The sequence below is a fragment of the Streptomyces sp. SLBN-118 genome (genome assembly GCF_006715635.1).
GTDB lineage: Bacteria > Actinomycetota > Actinomycetes > Streptomycetales > Streptomycetaceae > Streptomyces.
The window spans coordinates 3,538,457-3,564,963 of sequence record NZ_VFNP01000002.1; the positions used below are offsets into that span (position 1 = coordinate 3,538,457).

At 70.0% G+C, this 26,507-nt stretch carries 24 protein-coding genes and 1 riboswitch; of the genes, 10 read left to right on the top strand and 14 right to left on the bottom strand.

Annotated elements, in window-relative coordinates; all coding sequences use genetic code 11:
* Positions 1-100 precede the first annotated feature (100 nt).
* The gene (locus FBY35_RS34635; protein ID WP_142217841.1) at positions 101-1,738 is read left to right on the top strand and encodes a DNA repair helicase XPB; all 1,638 of its coding nucleotides are present in this window, start codon (positions 101-103) and stop codon (positions 1,736-1,738) included.
* A 414-nt stretch (positions 1,739-2,152) separates the two neighbouring features.
* Here the strand turns inward: FBY35_RS34635 and FBY35_RS34640 are convergent, their stop codons facing one another.
* Positions 2,153-2,347 carry a hypothetical protein gene (locus FBY35_RS34640; protein WP_142217842.1) on the bottom strand — a complete coding sequence of 65 codons (195 nt, stop codon included), beginning with the start codon at positions 2,345-2,347 and terminating at the stop codon, positions 2,153-2,155.
* A gap of 367 nt (positions 2,348-2,714) precedes the next feature.
* On the opposite strand from FBY35_RS34640, the gene FBY35_RS34645 reads away from it, so the two are divergent.
* The gene (locus tag FBY35_RS34645; protein WP_260848917.1) at positions 2,715-4,769 is read left to right on the top strand and encodes a UvrD-helicase domain-containing protein; all 2,055 of its coding nucleotides are present in this window, start codon (positions 2,715-2,717) and stop codon (positions 4,767-4,769) included.
* Positions 4,770-5,015: 246 nt separating this feature from the next.
* Here the strand turns inward: FBY35_RS34645 and FBY35_RS34650 are convergent, their stop codons facing one another.
* On the bottom strand, positions 5,016-5,705 hold the full coding sequence (locus FBY35_RS34650; protein ID WP_142217843.1) for a copper homeostasis protein CutC: 690 nt from the start codon (positions 5,703-5,705) through the stop codon (positions 5,016-5,018).
* Positions 5,706-5,884: 179 nt separating this feature from the next.
* Here FBY35_RS34650 and FBY35_RS34655 point away from each other — a divergent pair, with 179 nt between their 5' ends.
* Entirely contained in the window at positions 5,885-8,122 is a 2,238-nt protein-coding gene (locus tag FBY35_RS34655; RefSeq protein WP_313904724.1) for a cation-translocating P-type ATPase, read from the top strand.
* Positions 8,123-8,152: 30 nt separating this feature from the next.
* Here the strand turns inward: FBY35_RS34655 and FBY35_RS34660 are convergent, their stop codons facing one another.
* Positions 8,153-8,530: a DUF6479 family protein gene (locus FBY35_RS34660; protein WP_142217844.1), complete on the bottom strand. Its 378-nt coding sequence runs from the start codon at positions 8,528-8,530 to the stop codon at positions 8,153-8,155.
* 177 nt (positions 8,531-8,707) lie between these two features.
* Between FBY35_RS34660 and FBY35_RS34665 the strand changes: the two genes are divergently transcribed.
* Both FBY35_RS34665 and FBY35_RS34670 read left to right on the top strand, forming a co-directional pair.
* Positions 8,708-9,352: an HD domain-containing protein gene (locus tag FBY35_RS34665; protein WP_142217845.1), complete on the top strand. Its 645-nt coding sequence runs from the start codon at positions 8,708-8,710 to the stop codon at positions 9,350-9,352.
* 284 nt (positions 9,353-9,636) lie between these two features.
* Positions 9,637-10,068, top strand: coding sequence for a Uma2 family endonuclease (locus FBY35_RS34670; protein ID WP_313904725.1), 432 nt, complete (start codon positions 9,637-9,639; stop codon positions 10,066-10,068).
* 17 nt (positions 10,069-10,085) lie between these two features.
* Here FBY35_RS34670 and FBY35_RS34675 read toward each other — a convergent pair whose 3' ends face one another.
* Both FBY35_RS34675 and FBY35_RS34680 read right to left on the bottom strand, forming a co-directional pair.
* Entirely contained in the window at positions 10,086-10,352 is a 267-nt protein-coding gene (locus tag FBY35_RS34675) for a DUF4031 domain-containing protein (RefSeq protein WP_142217846.1), read from the bottom strand.
* A complete protein-coding gene (locus tag FBY35_RS34680; RefSeq protein ID WP_142217847.1) occupies positions 10,349-10,705 on the bottom strand; it encodes a hypothetical protein in 357 nt (118 codons plus the stop codon). The genes FBY35_RS34675 and FBY35_RS34680 overlap by 4 nt, the downstream gene beginning before the upstream one ends.
* An 84-nt stretch (positions 10,706-10,789) precedes the next feature.
* On the opposite strand from FBY35_RS34680, the gene FBY35_RS34685 reads away from it, so the two are divergent.
* The 3 genes from FBY35_RS34685 to FBY35_RS34695 all read left to right on the top strand — a co-directional run bounded on the left by FBY35_RS34685 (position 10,790) and on the right by FBY35_RS34695 (position 14,286).
* Entirely contained in the window at positions 10,790-11,707 is a 918-nt protein-coding gene (locus tag FBY35_RS34685) for a MurR/RpiR family transcriptional regulator (protein ID WP_142217848.1), read from the top strand.
* A 63-nt stretch (positions 11,708-11,770) separates the two neighbouring features.
* Positions 11,771-12,745, top strand: coding sequence for an N-acetylmuramic acid 6-phosphate etherase (murQ, locus tag FBY35_RS34690; protein ID WP_260848984.1), 975 nt, complete (start codon positions 11,771-11,773; stop codon positions 12,743-12,745).
* Between the two features lie 56 nt (positions 12,746-12,801).
* On the top strand, positions 12,802-14,286 hold the full coding sequence (locus FBY35_RS34695; RefSeq protein ID WP_142217850.1) for a PTS transporter subunit EIIC: 1,485 nt from the start codon (positions 12,802-12,804) through the stop codon (positions 14,284-14,286).
* A gap of 212 nt (positions 14,287-14,498) precedes the next feature.
* On the opposite strand, the gene FBY35_RS34700 is transcribed toward FBY35_RS34695, so the two are convergent.
* The 6 genes from FBY35_RS34700 to thrC all read right to left on the bottom strand — a co-directional run bounded on the left by FBY35_RS34700 (position 14,499) and on the right by thrC (position 21,390).
* A complete protein-coding gene (locus tag FBY35_RS34700; RefSeq protein WP_142217851.1) occupies positions 14,499-15,143 on the bottom strand; it encodes a DUF4232 domain-containing protein in 645 nt (214 codons plus the stop codon).
* A gap of 119 nt (positions 15,144-15,262) precedes the next feature.
* Positions 15,263-16,777 carry an alpha/beta hydrolase gene (locus FBY35_RS34705; protein ID WP_142217852.1) on the bottom strand — a complete coding sequence of 505 codons (1,515 nt, stop codon included), beginning with the start codon at positions 16,775-16,777 and terminating at the stop codon, positions 15,263-15,265.
* Between the two features lie 424 nt (positions 16,778-17,201).
* On the bottom strand, positions 17,202-18,824 hold the full coding sequence (gene groL / locus FBY35_RS34710; RefSeq protein WP_142217853.1) for a chaperonin GroEL: 1,623 nt from the start codon (positions 18,822-18,824) through the stop codon (positions 17,202-17,204).
* 341 nt (positions 18,825-19,165) lie between these two features.
* The gene (locus FBY35_RS34715) at positions 19,166-19,369 is read right to left on the bottom strand and encodes a cold-shock protein (RefSeq protein WP_005315736.1); all 204 of its coding nucleotides are present in this window, start codon (positions 19,367-19,369) and stop codon (positions 19,166-19,168) included.
* A 438-nt stretch (positions 19,370-19,807) separates the two neighbouring features.
* Complete coding sequence (locus FBY35_RS34720; RefSeq protein ID WP_142217854.1) at positions 19,808-20,083, bottom strand: MoaD/ThiS family protein; 276 nt, start codon at positions 20,081-20,083, stop codon at positions 19,808-19,810.
* A 23-nt stretch (positions 20,084-20,106) separates the two neighbouring features.
* The gene (thrC, locus tag FBY35_RS34725; protein WP_142217855.1) at positions 20,107-21,390 is read right to left on the bottom strand and encodes a threonine synthase; all 1,284 of its coding nucleotides are present in this window, start codon (positions 21,388-21,390) and stop codon (positions 20,107-20,109) included.
* A 17-nt stretch (positions 21,391-21,407) separates the two neighbouring features.
* Positions 21,408-21,535, bottom strand: a riboswitch (SAM riboswitch).
* Positions 21,536-21,680: 145 nt separating this feature from the next.
* On the opposite strand from thrC, the gene FBY35_RS34730 reads away from it, so the two are divergent.
* Together FBY35_RS34730 and FBY35_RS34735 are read left to right on the top strand one after the other, a co-directional pair.
* The gene (locus FBY35_RS34730) at positions 21,681-22,619 is read left to right on the top strand and encodes a glucosyl-3-phosphoglycerate synthase (protein ID WP_142218339.1); all 939 of its coding nucleotides are present in this window, start codon (positions 21,681-21,683) and stop codon (positions 22,617-22,619) included.
* A gap of 81 nt (positions 22,620-22,700) precedes the next feature.
* A complete protein-coding gene (locus FBY35_RS34735) occupies positions 22,701-24,101 on the top strand; it encodes a trehalose-6-phosphate synthase (RefSeq protein WP_142217856.1) in 1,401 nt (466 codons plus the stop codon).
* Here the strand turns inward: FBY35_RS34735 and otsB are convergent.
* From otsB to FBY35_RS34750, 3 genes are read right to left on the bottom strand one after another with little or no spacing between them, the layout of a single operon-like run.
* Complete coding sequence (gene otsB / locus FBY35_RS34740; RefSeq protein WP_142217857.1) at positions 24,075-24,923, bottom strand: trehalose-phosphatase; 849 nt, start codon at positions 24,921-24,923, stop codon at positions 24,075-24,077. The genes FBY35_RS34735 and otsB overlap by 27 nt on opposite strands.
* Before the next feature lie 9 nt (positions 24,924-24,932).
* Complete coding sequence (locus tag FBY35_RS34745) at positions 24,933-25,169, bottom strand: DUF3263 domain-containing protein (protein WP_142217858.1); 237 nt, start codon at positions 25,167-25,169, stop codon at positions 24,933-24,935.
* A gap of 37 nt (positions 25,170-25,206) precedes the next feature.
* Positions 25,207-26,478, bottom strand: a complete 1,272-nt coding sequence (locus FBY35_RS34750) for an ABC transporter substrate-binding protein (protein WP_399209390.1) — start codon at positions 26,476-26,478, stop codon at positions 25,207-25,209.
* Between the last annotated feature and the right edge of the window lie 29 nt (positions 26,479-26,507).

Below are 26,507 nucleotides of genomic sequence, written 5' to 3' on the forward strand. Positions count from 1 at the left end.
CGCGCGCCGCCGGGTTCGCTCCCCCGGCACCTCGGGGGGAGGCACTCCCGCGGCCGCGTACGGCACACTGGACGTTTGGCCTCACCGAAAGGGCGCAGGTGTGAACGGACCCCTCATCGTTCAAAGCGACAAAACACTTCTCCTCGAAGTCGACCACGAGCTGGCGGACGAATGCCGTCGCGCCATCGCGCCGTTCGCGGAGCTGGAGCGCGCCCCCGAGCACATCCACACCTACCGGGTCACCCCGCTCGGCCTGTGGAACGCCCGGGCCGCCGGGCACGACGCCGAGCAGGTCGTCGACGCGCTCGTGGCGTACTCCCGCTACCCCGTCCCGCACGCCCTCCTCGTGGATGTCGCCGAGACGATGGCCCGCTACGGCCGGCTCACGCTCTCCAAGCACCCCACCCACGGACTCGTGCTGACCACCACCGACCGGCCCGTCCTGGAGGAGATCCTCCGGTCCAAGAAGGTCCAGCCGCTGGTCGGCACGCGGATCGACTCGGAGACCGTGGTCGTGCACCCCTCCGAGCGCGGGCAGATCAAGCAGACACTGCTGAAGCTGGGCTGGCCCGCCGAGGACCTCGCCGGTTACGTCGACGGCGAGGCGCACCGTATCGAACTGGACGAGACCGGCTGGGCGCTGCGGCCGTACCAGAAGCAGGCCGTCGAGGGCTTCTGGCACGGCGGTTCGGGCGTGGTGGTGCTGCCCTGCGGCGCGGGCAAGACGCTCGTCGGCGCCGGTGCGATGGCGCAGGCCCAGGCGACCACCCTGATCCTGGTCACCAACACCGTCTCCGCCCGGCAGTGGAAGCACGAGCTGGTGAAGCGGACGTCACTGACCGAGGACGAGATCGGTGAGTACAGCGGTACGAAGAAGGAGATCCGTCCCGTCACCATCGCGACGTACCAGGTGCTGACGACGAAGCGGAAGGGGATCTATCCCCACCTGGAGCTCTTCGACTCCCGTGACTGGGGGCTGATCCTCTACGACGAGGTGCATCTGCTGCCCGCCCCGGTCTTCAAGTTCACGGCGGACCTCCAGGCACGGCGGCGGCTCGGCCTGACCGCCACGCTCGTACGGGAGGACGGGCGCGAGTCGGACGTCTTCTCGCTGATCGGGCCGAAGCGTTTCGACGCGCCGTGGAAGGAGATCGAGTCGCAGGGCTACATCGCGCCCGCGGACTGTGTCGAGGTCCGGGTCAACCTCACCGACTCCGAGCGGCTCGCGTACGCCACGGCCGAGACGGAGGAGAAGTACCGCTTCTGCGCCACCACCGCGACCAAGCGGAAGGTGACGGAGGCGCTGGTCCAGCGGTTCGCCGGCCAGCAGATCCTCGTCATCGGCCAGTACATCGACCAGCTCGACGAGCTGGGTGAGCATCTGAACGCGCCGGTCATCAAGGGCGAGACGTCCAACGCGCAGCGCGAGTTGCTCTTCGAGGCGTTCCGGCAGGGCGAGATCTCCGTGCTGGTCGTCTCCAAGGTCGCGAACTTCTCGATCGACCTGCCGGAGGCGACCGTCGCCATCCAGGTGTCGGGCACCTTCGGCTCCCGACAGGAGGAGGCCCAGCGGCTCGGCCGGGTGCTTCGCCCCAAGGCGGACGGGCACCAGGCCCACTTCTACTCGGTGGTCGCACGGGACACGATCGACCAGGACTTCGCCGCGCACCGTCAGCGCTTCCTGGCGGAGCAGGGGTACGCGTACCGGATCGTGGACGCGGACGAGCTGCTGGGCTAGGGGGTGCCTTTTGGATCGGGCCGGATCAGCGAGCGGGGTCTGGTGCGGTGCATCGCAAGGCGGAGGATGGAGCCCACGCGGAGCGTAGGCGACTGACGACAACGCAGCGAGGTGCCGTGCGAGGGCACGCGAGCCCGGCAGGATCCGAAAGGCACCCCCTGGTCGAAGGGCCGGGCTCACCAGCCGGAACGGCGCCCGTACCCGGGTGGTGATCAGCAGACAGGGGAGCAGCAGATACGTCTGGGGGCCCGGTTCGAGCCAGAGGCCGGCGGCGAGGGCGATGAGCACGACCGGCGACCGCGCGCGGTGCCTGGCGAACCGGAAGAGGGCCAGATTGACTGCGGCGAGTGAACAGATGGTCACGTTCCGGAACTTCACGGGCGCGACCCTACTAGGGGGTCGGGGACGGCAGGGTCAGCGGCGGCGGACGCCTGCCTCCTCCGCGTACTCGCCGAGGACGGCGACGCTGAAGACGGCCTGGGCATAGACCTTGATCACGCGCAGCGCGTTGCCGAGGCGGTGTGGGGAGTGCTGGGTGGAGCCGGTGGCGGTTGCGCCGTGGCTTGGATGGGGGATGTGGGCGCCTGGGGTGAAGGTTGCTGTGCTCATAACTCCATGATGGATTTCCGGCCGGCGAATGGCATCGATCTGCGGTCTGAACCGTGCGGTCGCCCGTGTACGACTCCAGGCATACGCCGTCCCCTACGGGGAGGACGCGCGGCCTCCACCCCGGGCGGGGCCCGACTCGGGGCCCGACTCGGGGCCCGACTCGCGGAGCGGCTCGGCGAGCGGGAAAACCATTCGCTCCCTGACCGCGGCCCGACTAAAATCCCCGTCTTCCCCGCCTCCCTCGCAGGAGCGCCGCCGCCCGGACGGAAACCGGCCGGTCCGCCATGTCGTGATCCACCACCTCGTGATCCACCATGCCGTGATCCGCACGTCGTGATCCACGCAGCATCCGCCCGGAGGCAGACCCGTGCCCGCGCACGCACCCGACACCGACCCCCTCGCCCGCGAGAGAGCCCATCTCACCGCGTCCCGCGCCGCGTTGCGCGCGATGCGCGAGGACGTCCAGGCCCTCGACATCCGCGACGTCACCGCGAACTGGGTCAACGCCGCCGTCCTCGAGCGCCAGATCGAGGACCGCATCAAGGCACTCGCCGACCTCTCCCACACGCCGCTCTTCTTCGGCCGCCTCGACTATCTGCACGTCGTCGGCGCGGCGCTGGCCGAGGGCGCACAGGGAGAACGCTTCTACATCGGCCGCCGCCACGTCCACGACGCGGACGGCGACCCGATGGTCATCGACTGGCGCGCGCCCGTGTCTCAGCCGTTCTACCGGGCGTCCAGAAAGGACCCGCAGGACATCGGCCTGCGACGGCGCTTCGGGTACACAGGCGGCGAACTCACGGCGTACGAGGACGAGCACCTGACCGATCCGGACGAGCAGGAACGCACCAGCAGACTGCTTCAGGCGGAGATCGAGCGGCCGCGCGTGGGCCCGATGCGGGACATCGTCGCCACGATCCAGCCGGAGCAGGACGAGATCGTACGGTCCGGGCTCGGCGGCACGGTGTGCGTGCAGGGCGGCCCCGGCACCGGGAAGACAGCGGTGGGACTGCACCGGGTCGCCTATCTGCTGTACGCGCACCGCGAGCGGCTGGCGAAGACGGGGACGCTGGTCATCGGGCCGAACCGTTCCTTCCTGCACTACATCGAGCAAGTCCTTCCGGCGCTGGGCGAGTTGGAGGTCAAGCAGGCCACGGTCGACGACCTGGTCACGCATGTGGAGGTACGGGGCACGGACCCGTCGGACGCGGCGGTCGTCAAGGGTGATGCGCGGATGGCGGATGTGCTCCGGCGGGCCGTCCGCTCGCATGTCGCGATGCCGACGGAGCCACTGATGGTCGTACGCGGCTCGCGCCGGTGGCGCATCCCGGCGTACGAACTCGAGGAGATCGTACGGGAGTTGCTGGACCGCGACATCCGCTACGGCGCTGCCCGCGATGCGCTGCCGCAGCGCATCGCGCACGCGGTGCTGGTCCGCATGGAACAGTCGGGCGAGGCCCCGGACGACCGGGTGCAGGACGCTGTGGCGCGCAACTCCGCGGTCAAGGCGGCCGTCAAGACGGTCTGGCCGCCGGTGGACCCGGCGAAACTCGTGCTGCGGCTGCTGTCCGACCCGGAATTCCTGGCGGCGCACGCGGACGGTGTGCTGACCGCGGACGAGCAGAAGACGATCCTGTGGACCAGGCCCGCCCGCAGCGTCCGCGCCGCGAAGTGGTCCCTGGCGGACGCGGTACTGATCGACGAGGCGGCGGACCTGGTGCACCGCACGCACTCACTGGGCCATGTCGTACTCGACGAGGCGCAGGACCTGTCCCCGATGCAGTACCGCGCGGTGGGCCGCCGCTGCACGACGGGCTCGGCGACGGTCCTCGGCGACCTGGCGCAGGGCACGACCCCGTGGGCGACGGCCAGTTGGCAGGAGGCCCTGACCCATCTCGGCAAGCCGGACGCGACGGTGGAGGAACTGACGGCGGGCTTCCGTGTCCCGCGCGAGGTCATCGCTTACGCGTCCCGGCTGCTCCCGCACATGTCCCCCGGCCTGGCGGAGGTCACATCGGTCCGCGAGTCGGCGGGCTCGCTGTCGGTCCGCGAGGTGGAGGTGGCGGACCTGGACGCGGCGGTGGTGGCGGCGTGCGAGGAGTCCCTGCGGCACGAGGGCTCCATCGGCCTGATCGCGGCGGACGCACGGGTCCCGTCGCTGGCCGCGGCCCTGACGTCCGCGGGTCATGCGTACCTTGCACCGGGCCAGGAGACGACGGCGGAGTCCCGGCTGACGCTGGTTCCCGCGTCGCTGGCGAAGGGCCTGGAGTACGACTACGTGGTCCTCGACGAGCCGTCGGCGGTCGTCGACGGCGAGCCGGACGAACGCACGGGCCTGCGCCGGCTGTATGTGGCGCTGACGAGGGCGGTGTCGGGGCTGACGGTGGTGCATGCGGTGGGGTTACCGACGGAGTTGGGGTAGCGGGTGCGGGTCCGCTGCGCGGGGCTTTTCCCCCGCCCCGCCCTCCCCCTACGGCCTGGCGGCCGTGGGAGGTACCCCCATCCCGAACTGGGGGCAAGCCCCAAGACCCCGTACGCGCTTCGCACGTGTCCTCAATCGCCGCACATTCAGCCCCGCCGGCGTTTGAGGCGCGGGGTCCGGGGCAGAGCCCCGGTTACGGGAAGGGGCGGGGTGGGGAACAGGCCCGCCGCAGGGGCACCCGCACCCCTACGCGTCCAGCGCCGACCTCCATCCCGCCACCGCGCCCGGGTCGACCGGCGCCGACCACCCTTCCGGCCTCGCCGCACCCCCGATGTGGAACGCGTCCACCCCCGACCGCCGCAGCACCGGCACGTGGTCCAGGTGCAGGCCGCCGCCCACCAGGATCCGGGGTTCGTAGCCCGGCTCGCCGCGCCTCGCCGCCTCCGTGAGCAGCGTCGGCAGGCCGTCGTCGACGCCCGACGCCGAGCCCGCGGTGAGGTACGTGTCCAGGCCCGGCAGGTCCGCGAGCTGCTTGCGGAGTGCATCACGGTCCGCCGCGCGGTCGATCGCCCGGTGGAACGTCCAGCGGCAGCAGTCGAGTTCGGCGAGAAGCCGTTCGACCGTCACCAGGTCGGGCATGCCGTCCTCGTCAAGGAAGCCGAAGACGAATTCGTCGGCGCCTTCCGCCCGCAGCCCCCGCGCGGCGCGTACGAGCGCGTCGACGTCGCCCGCCTCGAAACCGTCCGCGAGGCGCAGCATCACGCGCAGCGGGATGTCCACGGCCGCGCGGATGCTCGCGAAGGTCTCCCTGGACGGTGTCAGCCCGTCCGCCGCCATGTCGGTGACCAGCTCCAGCCGGTCCGCCCCTCCCGACTGGGCCGCGACCGCGTCCTCCGCGTCAAGAGCGATCACCTCCAGGACTGCACGGTTGCTCATGGAACCCCATTTCCTCATACAGGTCTAGTCCAATATTGCAGCCTAATGCGCATGCACCGCACAAGCAGCCACTCGAACCGGACGCACCGGGCTGAACCTTGCGCCTCATGCAGCCGAGGCGTATACATGAGGCGAGGTAAATACCCCCCAGGGGTATAATCCAATGCAGGAGGAACCGCGTGCCACCCACCGCCGCCACCACCACCACCGACGTCGAACTCACCATCGGCGGCATGACGTGCGCCTCCTGCGCAGCACGTATCGAGAAGAAGCTGAACCGCATGGACGGCGTCGAGGCGACCGTGAATTACGCCACGGAGAAGGCAAAAGTCCGCTTCCACGGCCCCGACGTCTCCGTGGACGACCTGATCGCCACGGTCGAAGCGACCGGCTACACCGCCACCGAACCGGCGCGGGCCACCCCCCGGCCCGCGGACGAGGACGAGGACGAGGAGCTCCGCACCCTCCGCGAGCGCCTCACCACCGCCGTCGTCCTCGCCGCACCCGTGATCGCCATGGCGATGGTCCCCGCCCTCCAGTTCGAGTACTGGCAGTGGCTCTCCCTCACCCTTGCCGCCCCCGTCGTCACCTACGCCGCCTGGCCCTTCCACCGCGCCGCGCTCACCAACGCCCGGCACGGTGCGGCGACGATGGACACCCTGATATCCCTCGGCACGTCGGCCGCGTTCCTGTGGTCCGTGTGGGCGCTGTTCTTCGGGACGGCCGGGATGCCCGGCATGGTCCACCCCTTCGAGCTGACGATCTCCCGCAGCGACGGCGCCGGGAACATCTATCTGGAGGCCGCCGCCGGAGTCACGGCTTTCATCCTGGCCGGGCGGTATTTCGAGGCCCGCTCCAAGCGCAAGGCCGGCGCCGCTCTGAAGGCCCTGCTCGAACTCGGCGCCAAAGAGGTCACCGTCCTGCGCGGCGGAGGTGAAGTCACTCTCCCCACCGCCGAGTTGAAGGTCGGTGACCGCTTCCTCGTACGTCCCGGCGAGAAGATCGCCACCGACGGTACCGTCGTCGAAGGCGCCTCCGCCGTGGACGCCTCCATGCTCACCGGCGAGTCCGTACCGGTGGAGGTCTCCACCGGCGACACCGTCACCGGCGCCACGCTCAACGCGGGCGGTCGCCTCGTCGTCGAGGCCACCCGTGTCGGCGCCGACACCCAGCTGGCCAGGATGGCCAGGCTCGTCCAGGACGCGCAGAACGGAAAGGCCGCGGCCCAGCGCCTCGCCGACAGGATCTCCGCGGTGTTCGTGCCCGTCGTGATCGCTCTCGCCATGGCCACCCTCGGCTTCTGGCTGGGCAGCGGCGCCGGGCCGGCCGCCGCGTTCACCGCCGCCGTCGCCGTGCTGATCATCGCCTGCCCGTGCGCGCTCGGACTGGCCACACCCACGGCGCTGATGGTCGGTACGGGCCGCGGCGCCCAGCTCGGCATTCTCATCAAGGGTCCCGAGGTCCTGGAGTCCACCCGCCGCGTCGACACGATCGTGCTGGACAAGACGGGCACGGTCACCACCGGACGGATGACCCTCCTCGCGGTGCACACCAGCCACGACGAGGCCGAAGTGCTGCGCCTGGCAGGTGCGCTGGAGCACGCGTCCGAGCATCCGATCGCGCGTGCCGTCGCCGACGCGGCCCTGAACAAGACGGGCGCGCTCCCCACACCCGAGGACTTCGCGAACATCCCCGGCCTCGGTGTCCAGGGCATCGTCGAGGGCCGGGCCGTGCTCGTCGGCCGCACCCAGCTGCTCGACCAGCGGGAGGTCCGCCTCCCCGCCGCCCTGGAGCGGGCGAGGGCAGGCGCCGAGGCCGCGGGCCGTACCGCCGTCGCCGTCGCCTGGGACGGCGAGGCCCGCGCCGTACTGGAGATCGCGGACGCCGTGAAGCCCACCAGCGCCGAAGCCGTGACCCGCCTGCGCGGACTCGGCCTCACCCCGATCCTGCTGACCGGTGACAACAGGGCGGTCGCCGAGTCCGTCGCGGCCGAGGTGGGCATCGGTGAGGTCATCGCCGAGGTGCTGCCCGAGGACAAGGTCGCCGTCGTCAAGCGCCTCCAGGCCGAGGGCCGTTCGGTGGCGATGGTCGGCGACGGTGTCAATGACGCCGCCGCGCTCGCCCAGGCGGACCTTGGCCTCGCCATGGGCACGGGCACGGACGCCGCCATGGAGGCCGGAGACCTCACGCTCGTACGGGGCGACCTGCGTGCCGCCGCCGACGCAATCCGGCTCTCCCGCAGGACGCTCGGCACGATCCGCTCGAACCTCTTCTGGGCCTTCGCCTACAACGTCGCGGCCCTTCCGCTTGCCGCCGCGGGCCTGCTCAACCCGATGATCGCGGGCGCGGCGATGGCCTTCTCTTCGGTCTTCGTGGTGGGCAACTCACTGCGCCTGCGGCGCTTCCGGGCGGCGTAGGCGCAGTGAGGGCGGCCGGTGCGGCCGGGCTCAGCCGCCCAGGCCGCCGCTCCCGAACGCCCCGCCGCCCGCGTTCTTCCCGTGCTTCGGCCGCTCTTCGGGGCCCTTGCCGGTGGTGTGCGAGCTGTGGGTCTTCAGGTTGTACGGGAGGAGCCGCCCCTCGTGGGGGAAGTCGTCCTCGTCCTCGTCCCGGACCTCCTCGATGTGCTCACGGTGGTCGGGGCTCTTCGGCTGCTCCTCCGGACGCGGCGGAATCTCTTCCTCCCGCCGCCTGGACTCCCGCCACATGGCACCTCCGAGGAGGGCCACGATCAGGATCCCGATCAGGACCAGACCGGCTCCGGCCAGGTGCGGACCCTCCGCCAGCTCGATACCCGAGCTGCTCTGGGCGATCATCACAGCGTTCATTTCGGCTGCCTCCGCACAGGGACGCCACGGCACACATGCCCTTTGCTGCCATTATCGCCCGTTGGTGCCACTTCAGCCGAAGATGACGAGGTCCTTCTCGGCGGCCCGGTGCGCTCGTAGCGCGTCCCGGCCGGCGGGCTGCCCGCCACGAGCCGGGACAGCCCTTAGGCTCGCCGTATGACCGCCGCCTCCGTGGACCTCCGCGACCGCTGGACGAAGACCCTCATCGCAGCCCGCGGCGGCGCGAGTGCTCCCGATCCGGCGCCGTACGCCGGGAATCTGCTGGCCCGCTGGTCGGAGCCGCAGCGCCATTACCACACGGTCGATCACCTGACGGCGGTGCTGCACCACATCGAAACCCTTCGCGAGTACGCGGCCGACGTGCACCTGGTCCGCCTCGCGGCCTGGTTCCACGACGCCGTCTACCTCCCCGACCGTTCGGAGAACGAGGAACGCTCGGCCCGCCTCGCCGAACGGGCCCTGCCCGAGGCGGGCCTCCCCGCCGAAAGCACGGCCGAGGTCGCCCGCCTGGTCCGCCTGACGATCACCCACGCCCCCGCGCCGGACGACGCCAACGGCCAGGTGCTGTGCGACGCGGACCTGGCGATCCTGGCCTCGGCCCCGGAGCCGTACGCCGCGTACACCACCGCGGTCCGCGAGGAGTACGCCTTCGTCCCCACCGACGCCTTCCGCGCTGGCCGCGCTGCGGTACTGCGGCAGCTTCTGGACCTGCCGCGGCTGTTCCACACGCCGTACGGGCAGACGCACTGGGAGGCCGCGGCCCGCGAGAACCTGACGGCGGAGCTGGCGTCGCTGGTCTGACTCCGTGCGGTGATCACACGATCGTGGGACGCTGACGTGAGCAGCCTCGCGAGGTGGTGGCCGCACCCTACGTTCGCCCTGTCAGGGCCACAGAAAGGGGACCTCACGATCACCGCTGCACTGGTCGAGCCCGAACTGTCGGAGGAAGACATGCCGTCGTGGGACTACCTGCTGAGCACGTGGCAGGAGTTGGACGTGCCAGAGGGTTGGCGCGCCGAGATCGACGAAGGGCTGATCACCTTGGTGCGCCACCGGACGACGGACACAATCTCATCGCCGCTCAGGTGCACTGGGCGCTGCGCAACGCCGCACCCGAAGGGTGGGACGTTTACCAGACCCTCGGTCTGTTCATCTACCGCCTGGAGCGGCTCTACATCCCGGACCTCGCCGTGGTCCCGAAGAAACTCCTTGTGGAACGCGCGAAGAAGAAAGAGAGGGCCCCGCTGGCCGCGGCCGAGGCAGCGCTGGCGGTGGAGATCACGTCCAAGGGCAATGCCTCGCACGACCGGTCGGCGAAACTGAGCGCCTACGCATCCGGGGCAGTGCCGCTGTACCTCCTGATCGACCGTTACGACGAAGGCGGGCCGACGGTCACGCTCTTTTCCGATCCGCACAACAGCAGGTACCGCACCGGCCTGCGCAAGCCTTTCGGGGAACCCGTCCCCCTCCCCGAGCCGTTCAGTACAGAGCTGGACACCTCGGAGTTCATCGCCTGACTCCCGCACGGCGCCCCTCAAGCGGGGCGCCCCTTGGGCCTGCGCAGCCCCGACTCCGTCAGGAGCCTGACCACCTCACGGCTGGACACCTCCACCGCGCCCGCCCGCACCGCATCGGCGTACCGGTGCGACGGGACGTCGTAGTGGTCCCGCTCGAAGGCCCGTGCCGGGCAGCCGATCGACGCTGCGAACACGTGCAGCTCCTCGTGCGAGACGTCGCTGACCAGGTGCGACCACATCCGGCCGTGGCCCGGCCAGGTCGGCGGATCGATATAGAGGGTCACCGAAGGCCGCCGACCGGTGCGACGACGACGCCCTCCTTCGCGCAGACCCAGTGCGGATCTGGTCCCAGCTCCGGTTCGACGTCCAGCGCGTGCGGGTCGCCCGCGTCGCAGACGGGGCAGAGCGGCCAGCGGCCGTACCGCTCCAGGAGCGAGTCCTGGACGTCCTGGGCGACGAGGCCCGCCAGGTACTCGACGCCCTGCGGCCACTGCTCGATCCACCAGCGGCGGTGGGTCACCGCGTCCTCGACCAGCGAGACCACCTCGGCCTCGGCCACATCGCGGGCGGCCAGGTCGGCGAGGACCAGCGCTCTTGCGGCGTGCAGCGCCTGCTCCAGGGGGTTCGGGTCGTCCATGCCGCCATTGTCCCCCAGCCGCCCGCCGGGGTCCGGAGGCGTGATGGGTTGACGACGGCGGAATGCCGAAAATATCTTTCAAGGGTGACAAATCCAGTGAAGGAAATTTTCAGCGGAGATGCCCAGCCCGCTCCCGCCGCCCTCGCGGCCAAGGTGCGGACCCTCGCGCCGTCCATGACCCGCTCCATGCAGCGGGTGGCCGAAGCGGTCGCCGACGACCCGGCAGGCTGCGCGGCCCTCACGGTCACCGGTCTCGCCGAGCTCACCGGCACGAGCGAGGCCACAGTGGTCCGTACCGCACGCATCCTCGGCTACCCCGGTTACCGCGATCTGCGCCTGGCGCTCGCCGGGCTCGCCGCCCACCAGCAGTCGGGCCGCGCCCCCGCCGTCACCGCCGACATCGCCGTCGACGACCCCATTGCCGACGTCGTCGCCAAGCTCGCGTACGACGAACAGCAGACCCTCGCCGACACGGCAGCCGGGCTCGACACCGCACAGCTGGGCGCCGCGGTCGCCGCCGCGGCGACAGCCCGCCGGATCGACATCTACGGCGCCGGCGCCTCCTGCCTCGTCGGCATGGACCTGGCCCAGAAGCTGCTGCGTATCGGCCTGATCGCGCACGCCCACTCCGACCCCCACCTCGCCGTCACCAACGCCGTTCAGCTGCGGTCCGGCGACGTGGCCATCGCGATCACCCACTCGGGATCCACCGGCGATGTCATCGAGCCGCTGCGCGTCGCCTTCGACCGAGGCGCCACGACCGTCGCGATAACCGGCCGACCGGACGGGCCCGTGTCGCAGTACGCCGACCATGTGCTGACCACCTCCACCGCCCGCGAGAGCGAGCTGCGCCCGGCGGCCATGTCCTCCCGTACGAGCCAGCTCCTCGTCGTCGACTGCCTGTTCATAGGGGTCGCACAGCGTACGTACGAGACGGCGGCCCCCGCCCTCGCCGCCTCGTACGAAGCCCTGGCCCACCGGCACAGCCCGCGCACCCGCTGAGACCGCTGAGCGCACCGACCCCCCACGCAGACCGAGAAAGCAGAGCCGCCCTTCATGACCCCCATGTCCCCCGCGTCGTCCTCCGCCTCCTCCTCCGCGTCCCGGGATTCGTCCTGCTACGGTGAACTCCGCGCCGAGCTGGCCGCCCTCACCACCGAGGCGTTCCGGCCCGACCTCGCCGACATCGACCGGCTGCCCACCCTCGACATCGCCCGGATCATGAACGGCGAGGACGAGACCGTCCCCGCCGCCGTCGCCGCGCAGCTCCCGCGGATCGCCGCCGCCATCGACGCCACCGCCGAGCGGATGTTTCGCGGCGGCCGGCTCCTCTATGCGGGCGCGGGCACGGCGGGACGGCTCGGCGTCCTGGACGCGAGCGAGTGCCCGCCCACCTTCAACACGGACCCGGCCACGGTCGTGGGCCTGATCGCGGGCGGCCCAGACGCCATGGTCACGGCCGTCGAGGGGGCCGAGGACAGCAAGGAACTGGCCGCCGCCGACCTGGACGCGCTGAAACTGACCGCCGACGACACGGTGGTCGGGATCTCCGCGTCGGGCCGCACACCGTATGCCGTCGGCGCGGTGGAGCACGCCCGCACCCGCGGCGCACTCACCATCGGCCTCTCCTGCAACGCGGGCAGCGCGCTCGGCTCCGCCGCCGACCACGGCATCGAGGTCGTCGTCGGCCCCGAACTGCTCACCGGATCAACCCGGTTGAAGGCCGGTACGGCGCAGAAGCTGGTCCTCAACATGATCTCGACGATCACCATGATCCGGCTCGGCAAGACCTACGGAAACCTGATGGTCGACGTCCGCGCCTCCAACGAGAAGCTGCGCGCCCGCTCGCGCCGGATCGTCGCGCTGGCCACGGGGGCGTCCGACGAGGAGATAGAGACCGCACTCGCCGCGACGGACGGAGAGGTGAAGAACGCGATCCTCACCGTCCTCGGCGGGGTCGACGGCCCCACCGCGGCACGCCTCCTGACAGAGAACCAGGGCCGTCTTCGTGCCGCCCTGGACTCCGCCCGTACGCACTGAACGTCCCCGGGTCACCACGGGGCCACCCCCACACCCCCCACAGCAAGGCCACGCACATGCCCGACGAGAAGAACAGAGCCATCGCCGCCGCCATCCTCCCGCTGGTCGGCGGCGCCCAGAACTTCACCTCCGTCGCCCACTGCATGACCCGGCTCCGCCTCCGCCTGCGCGACCCCTCCCTGGTACGGGAAGAGGAGCTGAAGGCGCTCCCGGCCGTACTGGGCGTGGTCGAGGACGGCACGTACCAGATCGTGCTGGGCCCCGGCACGGTCGCCCGCGTCACCCCGGAGTTCGAGGCGCTGGTGGCCCGTGCTCCGAGGACCGCGGAGGATCTGGCCGAACGGGGCGCGGCCATCAAGGCAGCCCGGTCGGCCAGGAACTCCACCCCCTTCAAGTTCTTCCTGCGCCGTATCGCGAACATCTTCGTGCCGCTGATCCCGGCGCTCATCGGCTGCGGCATCATCGCCGGACTGAACGGCGTCCTGACCAACCTGGGCCTGCTGCCCGCCGTCGTCCCCGCACTCGCCGTCATGGCCTCCGGCTTCATGTCGCTGATCGCGGTCTTCGTCGGCTACAACACGGCGAAGGAGTTCGGCGGCACGCCGGTGCTCGGCGGCGCTGTCGCGGCGATCATCGTCTTCCCCGGCGTCGCGAACTTCGAGGCCTTCGGCCAGAAGCTCGCCCCCGGCCAGGGCGGAGTGCTGGGCGCGCTCGGCGCGGCGGTCCTCGCGGTGTACGTCGAGAAGGGGTGCAGGCGCTGGGTCCCCGAAGCCGTGGACGTCCTGGTCACACCGACCCTCACGGTCCTGGTCTCCGGCCTGGTCACCCTCTTCGGCCTGATGTTCGTGGCCGGTGAGGTCTCCACCGCGATCGGCGACTTCGCCAACTGGCTGCTGGCCGGGGGCGGCGCGGCCGCGGGCTTCGTCCTCGGCGGCCTGTTCCTCCCGCTGGTGATGCTCGGCCTGCACCAGGCGCTGATCCCGATCCACACAACGCTGATCCAGCAGCAGGGCTTCACGATCCTGCTCCCGATCCTCGCGATGGCGGGCGCGGGCCAGGTCGGTGCGGCGGCCGCGGTCTACGTACGCCTCCCGCACAACACCTCGATCCGCACCACCATCAGGTCGGCGCTCCCAGCCGGTCTCCTGGGCGTCGGCGAGCCGCTGATCTACGGCGTCTCGCTGCCACTGGGCCGCCCGTTCATCACGGCCTGCGTGGGCGGGGCGTTCGGCGGCGGATTCGTCGGCCTGTTCAGCATGCTCGGCGACACGGTCGGCTCCACGGCCATCGGCCCCTCGGGCTGGGCCCTGTTCCCCCTGCTCGACGGCAGCATGGGCCTGGGAGCGACAGTCGCGGTCTACGGGGGCGGGCTGCTGGTGGGGTACGTGGCCGGCTTCCTGGCGACGTACTGGTTCGGCTTCACGGAGGAGATGCTGGCGGAGTTGAACACGCTTCAGCCCGTCCGTGGGCGGACACAGCCGCAGGATGTACGGGGGCCTGAGGGCTTGCCTCCGGTCCGGGACGGGGCGGGTCGCGGCTAGGGCCTCCGCCCCTTCATGCGCTTCACAGCGTCCCCGCGGTCGTCCTGCGCCGCGCCAGCACCCCCCGCTACGCCGGAGACGCCGCGCACTTCAACAGCACGGCGGTGGCCGAATTCGTCGACGTCCGCTGAGGCCGTACCTGGCCGTACCGACAGCCGAGGGCGGCACCCCCACCGGGGGGTGCCGCCCTCTCGGTCGCTCTCCTCCATGCCCTACAGGCTGAGCGCATCCTCCGCGTTGCTCATCCAGGCAGTCACGGAGTTCTTGTCCGGCGACACGTACAGGCCGGGCGTCGATGCCTTGAGCGGCTTCTGCTCCAGGTCGGACTCGGTGTTCATGGTCATGGAGATCGAGTTGACGGTCTTGCCCTTGCCGTCGTTGGCGCCGCCCATGAGCCCGGCGTAGGCCGACTCGCCCGCCTTGAGCCTGATCGCGTCCTCGATGCCGGGGGCCTTTCCGCGCTCCGTCGCCGCGCCGTCCAGGTCGCCGAAGGTCACGATGGGGTGGCCAAGCACCTCGCACGGCTTGCCGCTCTTGTTGGTGATCTTCAGCAGATAGCTGCTCGTCGTGGGCTCAGCCAGGTTCGCGGTGAACTTCACGTCGTACGTGCTGCACGGGAAGACGGCGTAGTCGGGGTCGGTCGGCGAACCGCCGTCGCCTCCGGACGAGCCCTTGCCCGGCGACTTCGACGGGGTTGCCGGCTTCGAGGGAGTCACGGGCTTCGACGGGGCGGGAGTCGCCTTGCCGGCTCCGCTCGGCTTGTCTCCCGAACCGCCGGCTGCGGGCTCACAGGCCGTCAGAGCCAGTGCGGATACGGCGGCGAGCACGACGGCGGCTCTGCGAACGTTGGTCCTCATCTGATGTCCCCCCGAGTCTGTGGCGCGTATGCGCCGGTAGAGCACGAGCTTCCCGTACGAGCTTCACAGCTTGGTGACGGCCACTTGCCGAAACCACCACGAAAGCGGGACGCCCGGGACTACGGCTTCTCGCAGAAGGTGTCGCGGGCCGGGCGTTCGCCGGTGAGCAGGAAGCGCGTCACAGCGTCGTCTCCGCAGGCGTTGCCGTTCGCGCGATAACTGCCGTGGCCCACGGAGTCGACCGTGACCATCCGCGCGCGGCCGCCGAACGCGGTTCGCATCTTCAGCGCGCCGACGAGCGGGGTCATGGGATCGCGCCGGTTCTGGATCAACAGGACGTTCGACGGGCCACCGTCCGGAGTGATGCGAACCGGGCGTTCCCTGGGCTCGTCGTGCCAGAAAGAACACAGGGAGATGTTCACGGGCATGCCCGCGGTGAGCGGGTAGCGCTTGCGGCTCTTGGCGACGTCCCGTTCGTGGGCGGCCTCGTCCGCGCCCGGCCAGTCGACGTCGTTGCAGATGGTGGCGCCCGAGGAGGCGGCTGCGCTCTGCATGGCCGCGTCGGGAGGCGTGTTCGGCGCGGGCAGCTCACGGCCGTCGCGGGCGGCGGCGATCAGCTTGCCCAGTGGGGCGAACTCGTCCTTGGAGGAGAGGCCGTCCAGCAGTGCCTGGCGCAGGACGTTGCCGTTGAGCTCGGCCGGGTTGGCGCCGGGCCAGGCTATCGGCTCCCGGTCGAGCCGTTCGGCGAGCGCCAGGAACATCGGCCGGACCTCGGCAGGGGTGGCGGCGAGGCGGTCGGGGTCGGCCGGGTCGGCGGCCCAGGCGGCGAAGTCGGGGAAGGCGTCCTCGACGCCCGTCTGGTAGTTGGCGAGCCAGCCGCGGGCCACCCGCTTCGGATCGGGGTCGTCGTTGCTGTCCAGGACCCAGCGGTCGGTGCGCTGCGGGAACATCTGCGCGTACACGGCTCCCGCGTACGTCCCGTACGAGACGCCCCAGGCGGAGAGCTTCTGTTCGCCGAGCGCCTGGCGTATCCGGTCGATGTCCCGGGCCTCGTTACGGGTGCTGATGCTGCGCAGGACCTCGCCGCCGTTCTTGGCGCACGTGTCGGCGAGACGGTGTGCGGTGGCGATGTTCCTGTCGATGGACCCGTCGGGCGCCGGGTACGGCCGAAGGTTCACCAGCGCCAGGTCGTCGTGCGACAGGCCGCAGCTCACCGGCGTACTGCGGCCGACGCCGCGCGGGTCGAAGCCCACAATGTCGTAGGCATCGCGCACCGACTGGGGCAGGGTCTTTCCGCTGATGGAGGGAAGGCTGACGCCGGCCCCGCCGGGTCCGCCGGGGATCAGCAGCAGCGTGCCGCGCCGCGCCTCGGGGGACTCGCTGCGTATCCGGGAGATGGCGAGGGTGATGTGCGGCCCGCGGGGCTTGGCGTGGTCGAGCGGTACGGAGACGGTGCCGCACTCCTGGCGCGGGTCGAGGCCCGTGCCGGGGCAGGGGCCCCACTGGATCGCCGTACCGGCCGTCGGCATCGCCTCGGCGGGCCGGGGGAAGGCGACGAGCGCAGTGGCGAGCGCCGGGAGGGTGAGGGCGACGGTCATCCCGGGGTGGCGGCGGAAGGTTCGTGTGATTCGCATGGGAAGACCCTCGCGGAATCGCGCCCCGGTCCCCACGGTGCCAACTCCCCTCTTCCCACGGGGGTTTGCCCCACCCATGCGGGGCGGGTCAGCCGCCGGGCGAGCAGCGGCCGCCGCGTCGCCGTACCCGTACCCGTACCCGTACCCGTAAGTGGCAACGTTCCAGGCGAACTTTCAGTGTCGCGCCGTCGAGGGTCAGCATTACGTTGGAAGCGCTGCCTGATGATGTCCGGATTCAGCATGGGTACGACGGCCTGCAACCCCTTGGAAAAGGCCCAGCTCTGGCGCAATTCCCAGGCCGTGTCCGGGTCGCGTCCCGTCGTGTCGTCAAGGTTTCGTCTGCCCGGTGACGCCGAAGGGCGGCACCCCCTGGGAGTAAGGGTGCCGCCCTCCGTACTGCAGGACCGGGTCCGAGCCGTCAGGCTCAGAAGTCCATGTCACCGCCCGGCATGCCGCCCGGAGCAGCCGCAGAGGCCTTCTCCGGCTTGTCGGCGATGACGGCCTCGGTGGTCAGGAACAGCGCCGCGATGGAGGCCGCGTTCTGCAGAGCAGAGCGGGTCACCTTCGCGGGGTCGATGATGCCCTCGGCGATCATGTCGACGTACTCGCCGGTCGCGGCGTTCAGACCGTGGCCGACAGCCAGGTTGCGCACCTTCTCGACAACGACGCCGCCCTCAAGACCACCGTTGACGGCGATCTGCTTGAGCGGAGCCTCCAGCGCGAGCTTCACGGCGTTGGCGCCGGTCGCCTCGTCACCCTCGAGGTCGAGCTTCTCGAAGACCGAGGAAGCCTGGAGCAGAGCCACGCCACCACCGGCGACGATGCCCTCCTCGACGGCCGCCTTCGCGTTGCGAACGGCGTCCTCGATGCGGTGCTTGCGCTCCTTGAGCTCCACCTCGGTCGCGGCACCGGCCTTGATGACGGCCACGCCGCCGGCCAGCTTCGCGAGGCGCTCCTGGAGCTTCTCACGGTCGTAGTCCGAGTCGGAGTTCTCGATCTCGGCGCGGATCTGGTTGACACGGCCGGCGACCTGGTCGCTCTCACCGGCGCCGTCGACGATCGTGGTCTCGTCCTTGGTGATGACGACCTTGCGGGCGCGGCCCAGCAGGTCCAGGCCGGCGTTCTCGAGCTTGAGACCGACCTCCTCGGAGATGACCGTGCCGCCCGTGAGGATGGCGATGTCGTTCAGCATCGCCTTGCGGCGGTCGCCGAAGCCCGGGGCCTTGACGGCAACGGACTTGAAGGTGCCACGGATCTTGTTCACGACCAGCGTGGACAGGGCCTCGCCCTCGACGTCCTCGGCGATGATCAGCAGCGGCTTGCCGGACTGCATGACCTTCTCCAGCAGCGGAAGGAGGTCCTTCACGTTGCTGACCTTGGAGTTGACGATCAGGATGTACGGGTCGTCGAGCGACGCCTCCATACGCTCCATGTCGGTGGCGAAGTACGCCGAGATGTAGCCCTTGTCGAAGCGCATACCCTCGGTGAGCTCCAGCTCCAGACCGAAGGTCTGGGACTCCTCGACGGTGATGACGCCTTCCTTGCCGACCTTGTCCATCGCCTCGGCGATGAGCTCGCCGATCTGGGTGTCGGCGGCGGAGATGGAGGCCGTCGAAGCGATCTGCTCCTTGGTCTCCACGTCCTTGGCCTGCTCCAGCAGGGCGCCGGAGACGGCCTCGACGGCCTTCTCGATGCCGCGCTTGAGAGCCATCGGGTTGGCGCCGGCCGCAACGTTGCGCAGGCCCTCGCGGACGAGCGCCTGAGCGAGAACGGTCGCGGTGGTCGTACCGTCACCGGCGACGTCGTCCGTCTTCTTGGCGACTTCCTTGACCAGCTCGGCGCCGATCTTCTCGTACGGGTCCTCGAGCTCGATCTCCTTGGCGATGGACACACCATCGTTGGTGATCGTGGGGGCGCCCCACTTCTTCTCGAGGACGACGTTCCGGCCCTTGGGGCCAAGGGTGACCTTGACGGCGTCGGCGAGCTGGTTCATCCCGCGCTCGAGACCGCGCCGTGCCTCCTCGTCGAACGCGATGATCTTGGCCATGTGAAGTGGTCCTCCCGGACTGGGGTGGATTCTCCGGACCGCGCTGGCGCCCGCGACGGACGGCCTGAGAGCCGTACGGTTCCTTGCCCCGCCGACCCTTCGGGCCTCACCGACCCGGTCCTTAAGCTGTCACTCTCACCTGCAGAGTGCTAACGCCAATGATTAGCACTCGCCCTAGGAGAGTGCAAGCGGGTCCGCATATCGTGGACACGGGCGGGACGCGACACGGGCAGGGAAGCGACACGGGCAGGGACGCACGAAGGGCCCGCATCCCCCTAGGATGCGGGCCCTTCGTGGTTGTGTGTGTCGCGTGAGTGCGTCGGTGGCCGATCGCGCCGAGATCAGACGGCGAGCTTGACCATGTCCGCCTGCGGCCCCTTCTGGCCCTGCGAGATCTCGAACTCGACCCGCTGACCCTCTTCAAGGGTGCGGTATCCGTCCATCTGGATCGCGCTGTAGTGGACGAAAACATCCGCACCACCGTCGACCGCGATGAAGCCGTACCCCTTCTCCGCGTTGAACCACTTGACGGTGCCCTGAGCCATGCCTAACTCCCCTATTACTGGCCCTTGCACAGGACCGCACTTCGCGGACCCGGGTCAGACCTCACCCTCCCGACAGGAAGGAGAGTGTGCGCCGGAACGCGTCGACCGCGGCTGAATGTATCTGCCCAACTGCCCTCTGCAACAGGTCAATCAGACGAGAAATCTGAGCACAGGCGATCGGATGATTGAACCGAATTCAAGAAAATCCGGGGCAAGTCGGGCCCGGCAAATGGCACTTACGAGTGCATTTCGATCGAACACATTGACTGCTTCTTGAGGGGCCAGGGCGCATTCTCATATGCGGTCGGCACAAGCAGCGGAGGGGCCTTCCCCAACTGTACCGCGCTCAACCATAGAGAATTGCCCCCTCCGCTTCTCTTGCGGAGGGGGCACTGTGTCAATCAGCGGCTGACGCCGCGGGTGCTGACGCCGGGTGGCTCAGCCGCCGGCGACGGCGGGAATGATCGAAACGCCCGCACCGTCCGGGGTCGCCGTCTCGAGACCTTGCTCGAAACGGACGTCGTCGTCATTGACGTAGACGTTCACGAAGCGGCGCAGCTTGCCCTGGTCGTCCAGGACGCGCGCGGCGATGCCCGTGTGGTTCTTCTCCAGGTCCGCGATCACCTCGGAGAGCGTGGCGCCCTCCGCCGGGACCTCGGCCTGACCGCCCGTGTACGTACGGAGAATGGTGGGGATGCGGACGTTCACGCTCATGGTGTTCTGCCTTCCGTAGGTAGTCAGCGGGCCAGGCCGGCGTCGCGGAACGCCTCCAGGCTCGGGCGGATGGTCGCCGTGGGACCTGTCGTCGGGGCGACGGCGTCGAGGGTCTTGAGACCGTCGCCGGTGTTGAGCACGACCGTGGTCAGCGCCGGGTCCAGCACACCCTGCTCGATCAGCTTCTTCGCCACACCCACGGTCACGCCACCCGCGGTCTCCGCGAAGATGCCCTCTGTCCGGGCGAGCAGCTTGATCGCGTCGACGATCTGCTCGTCGTTGACATCCTCGACCGCGCCGCCCGTGCGGCGCGCGATGTCCAGCACATAGGGGCCGTCGGCGGGGTTGCCGATGGCCAGCGACTTGGCGATGGTGTTCGGCTTCTGCGGGCGTACGACATCGTGCCCGGCCTTGAAGGCCGTCGACACCGGCGAGCAGCCCTCGGCCTGGGCGCCGAAGATCTTGTAGGGCCTGTCCTCGACCAGGCCGAGCTTGATCAGCTCCTGCAGACCCTTGTCGATCTTCGTGAGCTGCGAGCCGGATGCGATCGGGACGACGATCTGGTCGGGCAGCCGCCAGCCGAGCTGCTCGCAGATCTCGTACGCGAGTGTCTTGGAGCCCTCGCCGTAGTAGGGGCGGAGGTTGACGTTGACGAAGCCCCAGCCCTCGCCCAACGGGTCGCCGATGAGCTCGGAGCAGAAGCGGTTGACGTCGTCGTAGTTGCCCTCGATGCCGACCAGCTCGCCGCCGTACACCGCGGCCATGACGACCTTGCCCTGCTCCAGGTCGTGCGGAATGAACACGCAGGAGCGGAAGCCCGCCCGGGCCGCGGCCGCACCCACCGCGCCGGCGAGGTTGCCGGTGGAGGAGCAGGACAGAGTCGTGAAACCGAAGGCCCGCGCGGCCTCGACGGCGATCGCGACGACACGGTCCTTGAAGGAGTGCGTCGGGTTGCCGGAGTCGTCCTTGATGTACAGGCCGCCGGTGACGCCCAGCTCGCGGGCGAGGTTGTCGGCCTTGACGAGCTTGGTGAAGCCGGGGTTGATGTTCGGCTTCTCGGCCACGTCGGCGGGAACGGGCAGCAGGGGGGCGTAGCGCCAGATGTTGTCCGGACCTGCTTCGATCCGCTTCCTCAGCGCCTCGGTGTCATCCGCCGGCAGGTCGTACGCGACTTCGAGCGGTCCGAAACAGGAGGAACAGGCGAAGATCGGGCCAAGGTCGAAACGCTCTCCGCACTCGCGGCACGAGAGCGCCGCGGCGGGACCGAGGTTCACGGAGGTGGTGCTTGTGGCAGTCTGCACAGCCATGGTGGCGAGGCCCTTTCTCCTCATCTTCCTCGCGACGCATTTCGCCACGAGACGGAATTGGCACCTTCCCCACCGTGACCTCGCGGTCGGCGGGAGGGTTGCCGGGGCTTCAACGGGCCGTTCCCTCTGCCCCTCTGGATGAGCGGTATTCGATTGTCAGCGTGACGTCCCCCGACATGCGACGGCCATCCGCGTTGTTCAAGACTGTAACCGAAGGCCTGGATGGTTGAGATAGTCGTCCGAACCGCGAGACGGATCACACAACAGCGATGTCAGAGGGAGACGAGCACGTGCTGGAAGAGGTGGAACGCTGGCTGAGCAGGCGTTCCTGGTCCCTGGCCGACCGCCCGCTCGGCCGGCTGATGTCCGCCAAGCGCGGTACGACCATCAGCGTCGTCCTGCCCGCGCTCGACGAGGAGGAGACGGTCGGCGAGATCGTCTCCGTGATCCGGCGGGAGCTGATGGAGGCGGTTCCGCTCGTCGACGAGCTCGTCGTCGTCGATTCCGGGTCGACCGACCGTACGGCCGAGGTGGCCGCGGCGGCCGGTGCGCGCGTGGTGCGCCGGGACGAGATCCTGCCCCGGATACCGGCGGTCCAGGGCAAGGGCGAGGTGCTGTGGCGCTCGCTGATGGTCACCAGCGGTGACGTCGTCTGCTTCGTCGACGCGGATCTGCGCGAGTTCTCGGCCGATTTCGTCTCCGGGATCGTGGGGCCGCTGCTGACCGATCCCGCGGTGCAGTTCGTCAAGGCGATGTACGACAGGCCGCTCGGCGACCACGCAGGTCAGGGCGGCCGGGTGACCGAGCTGGTGGCGCGGCCGCTGCTGAATCTGCACTGGCCGCAGCTCGCCGGGTTCGTGCAGCCGCTGGGCGGGGAGTACGCGGCGCGGCGCTCGCTCCTCGAGCGGCTTCCCTTCCCCGTGGGGTACGGAGTCGAGCTGGGCCTGCTCGTCGACACGCTGCACACGGCCGGTCTCGACGCGATGGCACAGGTGGACGTCGGTTCGCGCAAGCACCGTCACCAGGACGGTCAGGCGCTGGGACGGATGGCCGCGGCGATCTACCGGACCGCCCAACTGCGGTTGTCCAGGGGCCATTTGGTGCGGCCGTCGCTCACGCAGTTCGAGCGGGCCGAGGGGGGCTTCGTACCCCGGACGCACGCGGTGGACACGGAAGAGCGGCCACCGATGCGCGAGATCGGCGAGTACGCGGCGAGGCACGCAGCATGAACACGCCGAGTGCGGCGCCGGGTGGCGCAGTCCGGCCGTACGCACGTTTGAGGGGTTACAGGAAGGGCTAGGTTTCGGCACATGGTCTCCGAGCAGCCTGCAGCGCAGGTCCTGGTCGCCTCGAACCGCGGCCCGGTCACATACACGCTTCAACAGGACGGTTCACTGAACGCCCGCCGCGGCGGGGGCGGCGTGGTCTCCGGGTTGTCGGCGATCGACTCCGAGTCCGAGGCGCTGTGGGTGTGCGCCGCGCTCGGCGACGGCGACCGCGAGGCCGTACGTCGCGGGGTTGCCGAGCCCGGGGTGCGGATGCTCGACATCGACGCCGGGGTGTTCGCCGACGCGTACAACGGGATCGCGAACTCGGTGCTGTGGTTTGTCCACCACATGCTCTACCAGACGCCGCTGGAGCCGGTCTTCGACGCGGAGTTCCGCCGCCAGTGGGCCTCCTACGAGGCATACAACCGCGCCTTCGCCGATGCGCTGGCCGAGGCGGCAGCGCCGGGCGCCGCCGTTCTGGTGCAGGACTACCACCTGGCACTGGTGCCCCGCATGCTTCGCGCCCACCGCCCGGACCTGCGCATCGGGCACTTCTCGCACACGCCGTGGGCCCCCGTCGACTACTTCCGGATGCTGCCCGACGACATCGCGGCCCAGCTGCTCGGCGGCATCCTCGGCGCCGACCGGGCCGCGTTCCTCACCCGCCGCTGGGCACAGGCATTCACCGACTGCTGCCACACCGTGCTGGGCCCCGGCATCCCCTCGGGCACCCGGATCGGGGTGCACGGTCTCGGCGCGGACGCGGACTTCCTGCGGGAGCGCGCGCACCGGCCCGATGTGGAGGAACGGCTGGCCGCGCTGCGCGAACAGGTCGGCCCCGGGCGCAAGACGATCGTGCGCGTGGACCGCACCGAGCTGTCCAAGAACATCGTGCGCGGACTGCTGGCCTACCGGCACCTCCTGGACACGAGGCCCGAGTGGCGTGAGCGGGTCGTCCATGTCGCCTTCGCGTATCCCTCACGGCAGGATCTGGCCGTGTACCGCGACTACACGGCTCAGGTCCAGCGCGTCGCCGACGAGATCAACTCCACGTACGGGACGGCGACATGGAGCCCGGTCGTCCTCCATGTGAAGGACGACTTCGCCCGCTCCCTGGCCGCGTACCGCCTCGCCGACGTCGCGCTGGTCAACCCGATCCGGGACGGCATGAACCTGGTCGCCAAGGAGATCCCGGTCGTCTCGGACGACGGCTGCGCGCTGGTGCTGTCGCGCGAGGCGGGGGCGCACGAGGAGCTGGGCGAGGACGCGGTGCCGGTGAATCCGTACGACGTGACGGGCACCGCCGACGCGCTGCACGAAGCGCTGTCCATGCCCCACGACGAACGGGCCGGGCGCACCAAGCGGCTGGCTGCTGCGGCGACCGCGCTGCCGCCGCAGCAGTGGTTCCTCGACCAGCTACAGGCGCTGCGCGAGGGCTCCTAGGAATTCGACGACGGCAGCGGGACCCGGCAGCAGCAGGTCCGCGCGGTCCGCGACCTCCGGCACCTCCGCGCTGCCGCTGCACACCAGCAGGCCGGGGATGCCGTCCGTGCGGAGCTTCTCCACGACGGCGAAGGCGGGCAGATCGCCGAGGTCGTCCCCTGCGTACAGGACCGCGTCGGCGTCCATGTCGCGGATGTACTGGGCCAGTGCCACGCCCTTGTCGACGCCCGGCGGGCGCAGCTCCAGGACCATGCGGCCCGGCTCGACGATCAGTCCGTGCCGGGCGGCAAGCTCGCCGAGCGGACGGCGCAGGGCGTCGAAGGCCGCCTGCGGGTCGGCGGCGCGGCGCGTGTGGACCGCGACGGCCTGGCCCTTCTCCTCGATCCAGGCTCCCTGCCAGGCTCCGATGCCGTCGAGGAATCCGGGCAGTTCGGCACGCGCGGCTGCGACGCCGGGATGCGCGGCCGGGGTTTTGACCGTGCCGGTCGCGGCGTCCCAGCGCTCGGCGCCGTAATGGCCGAGGACCACGAGATGGTCCAGGCCGGGAACTCCGGCGAAGCCGCCGTAGCGTACGGCAACGCCCGCGGGGCGTCCGGTGATCACCGCGACGGACGCCACCCGTGGCGCGAGCGCGGCGAGCGCGGGAACGGCGCCGGGGTGGGCGCGCGCCTGTTCGGGGTCGGGCACGATCTCGGCGAGAGTGCCGTCGAAGTCGAGGCCGACGACGGTTTTGTGCGGCCGGTCGAGAATCGCGGCGAGACCGTCACGGCCGGCGGCGGTGGACGGCGTCGGCAGGGAATGCGCGTACGGGGAGCTGCCCATGCCCCGACCCTATCGGCGACTTCGCCTGTCGTCCCTGACTCGACGGAGCCGGTTGACCGTGACGGGGTCGTGGGCGAGGGCGCGCTCGTCGTCGATGAGGGCGTTGAGCAGCTGGTAGTAGCGGACCGGGGAGATGCCGAGCTGCTCCCTGATGGCGCGCTCCTTGGCGCCAGGTCCCGGCCAGGAGCGGTGCTCCATGGCCAGAACGGCGCGGTCGCGCTCGGAGAGCGTCTGGTCGTCGGTCATACGATCCAACCTATCGGCGGCCGGTCGAGGGGTGTGACTACTCGGCGTTCTGGGCGGCGGAGGCGGCGCGGCCGATGCGGCCGAGGACGGACGCCGGGTTGGCGCCGGGCTCCACCGCCTTGCCGATGTTCTTCTTGATGTTCTCGCTCACCGCCGCCCACGAGGTCTTGCCGACCGGTGGAAGCACCGAGGTGGGAAGCTCTTCCAGAAACTCCTTGAGCTCCCTGTGCTCGGGGTCCGCGGCCATCGCCTCGGAGGCGGAGACCGTCACAGGCAACAGGTCGTTCTGGCCCGCGAAGTCGAGGACGTTCTTGTCGCTGAACACGAAGTCCAGGAACTTGCCGATCTCGACGCGGTGGCCGTTCTCCTTGAAGCCCATGATCCAGTCGGCGACGCCCATCGCGGCCTTCGCCTTGCCGCTGGTACCGGGCAGCGCCACCTTGCCGACGTCGACTCCGGCCTTCTCGGCCTCCTGCATCAGGGAGGGGTGGCCGTTGAGCATGCCGACCTCCCCGCGCGTGAAGGCGGCGAAGGCGTCCTTGCGGTTCAGCTTGCCGGGGGCGACCGGTCCGGTGAGCTTCTTGTCGACCAGCTTCGTCTTCAGCCAGGTGAAGGTGGCGATGTTCTGTTCGGAGTCGATGGAGTAGTTGCCGACGGTGTCGGTGTACCCGTCACCGCCGCTCAGCAGCCACATCATGGTCTCGGCCTGGGCCTCCTCCGGCCCCAGCGGCAGCGCGAAGGGGTACTTCGCGTCCGTGTTGTCCTTCAGCTTCTCCGCGTCCTCGACGAGGTCGTCCCAGGTCTTGGGGTCGTTCTTGATCCCGGCCTCTTTGAAGAGCTTCTTGTTGTAGAAGAGCAGCCGGGTCGAGGCGACGAACGGCAGTCCGTACTGCACGCGCTTCATCTCACCGGCGTCGGTGAGCGGGCGGAGGAAGTTGGACTGCACGGGTATGGAGAGCAACTGGTCGGCGGAGTACAGCTTGTCGGCCGCGGCGAAGTCGGCGTACGCGCCGATCTGGGCGATGTCGGGGGCCTTGCCGGCCTTGACCATCTCGCCGACCTTGCGGTCGATGTCGTTCCAGGACTCGATCCGGACGTCGATCTTGATACCGGGGTTCGTCCTCTCGAACTCGGCGGCGAGGTCGGCCCAGTACTTCTTGCTGCTCTGGCCGCCGGACACGTCGTAGTCCGCCGCGACCAGTTCGAGGGTGACATCGCCGGAACCGCTGGTGGTGCCACAGCCCGTCAGGGCCACCGTCATTCCCAGTGCGGCGACTGCCGCGGTCAGACCCAAGAAGCGCTGATGCACAGCTCTTCCCCCCACCCTCTGCTGATTGG